Source organism: Paracoccus salipaludis, from assembly GCF_002287065.1.
Lineage (GTDB): Bacteria > Pseudomonadota > Alphaproteobacteria > Rhodobacterales > Rhodobacteraceae > Paracoccus > Paracoccus salipaludis.
Genome location: NZ_NSJZ01000073.1, coordinates 1 through 1,192 on the forward strand (window position 1 = coordinate 1; position 1,192 = coordinate 1,192).

At 61.2% G+C, this 1,192-nt stretch carries 2 protein-coding genes; one reads left to right on the forward strand and one right to left on the reverse strand.

The annotated features are described in order from the left end of the window. Positions 1-272: hypothetical protein (locus CK240_RS17575; RefSeq protein WP_167650108.1), on the reverse strand; the 272-nt coding region annotated here is incomplete at its 3' end. Between the two features lie 758 nt (positions 273-1,030). On the opposite strand from CK240_RS17575, the gene CK240_RS19650 reads away from it, so the two are divergent. Next, positions 1,031-1,192: helix-turn-helix domain-containing protein (locus tag CK240_RS19650; protein ID WP_135058930.1), on the forward strand; the 162-nt coding region annotated here is incomplete at its 3' end.

Below are 1,192 nucleotides of genomic sequence, written 5' to 3' on the forward strand. Positions count from 1 at the left end.
GCGGGCGGGATCAGTGCCCGCACCATTGAGCCACCTTGGGTAATTTTCCATTCAGCCAGCAAGACCGCGCCCCATGGATCGCCGCGCCACTCGCCACTGAGCTGTACGCCAGTCAGGCGTGTCAGGCACTCGCGCAGCCAGACATTATCGCTGCGCCCGTCCTCGCCGCGCAGCAGCCGGGAGGGCACCTCGAGCCAGACGCTGTTGTCTACCTCGGAGGGGATACGGGCGGCGTCGAGCGCCGATGCCAATTCCCAGATGGCCGAGACCATGGCCGGGGTCAGCGGCTTGTCAGATCGGAGCGCAACGGCGCTGCTCGGCACAGTAATTTCCCTCATACGGCTAGAATGAACGCATGGCTTCTAGTTCTCAACCCCTATCCTCTACCCTCCGGGCCCTAGTCTCGAACCCTCCGGGCCCTAGTCTCGAACCCTCCGGGCCCTAGTCTCGAACCCTCCGGGCCCTAGTCTTTGACCCTCCGGCACCTAGTTTTCAGAACTTCTAGTGTCAGTGTCGGGTGTCGCGGGGAGCGTAGCGACACGCGACACGCGACACCCGACACTGCGACGAAACCGGCGGTTCAAGCCGCCCGTCCCTGAGGCTTGCCAGCCCTTGGATCGCCGCAGCGTCTCGGGGACGACCTAGATGGCAAGAGCAATCCTCTCATCTGTCACGTAAGTCTGCGACAAGGCTGAAAGGCAGAGAAAACAAGAAGGCTCTCAGGGGCGCTGTAGCGCCAGCTAGAGCGCCTTGAGCCTTCTGACAGGGAAATCCACCCGAGAACCCTGGAAGGGCCTCCAGAGAGCTTCTCCACGGTTCTCAGGGGCCTTTGCTGCCCAGCCTTCCCGGGTCATCGCCAATCGGCATCACTGCCTTCTGGTTCCTGATCGCCGCCGCAGAGAGATGCAGAACAGGCTCTGAGAGCGATGCTGAACCACCCTGGTCTGTGAAGGACTGTATTTTGGCATGTGTAAATGGCAGGAAATGTAATTTGGATACTTCACAGCCTTTAAAGTTGGATACTTCACACATGCCGAGACGCAAGTTCAGCCGCCTGACGAACGCCCAGAAGCAGGCGCTGCGGGGCGAGCTGGACGCGAAGGTGCCGGTAACGGAGCTGGCGAAGAAATACGGGGTCAGCCGCCGGACGATCTACAACCTTAAGAACCGCTGGGACGAGCGCCTGCCGCAG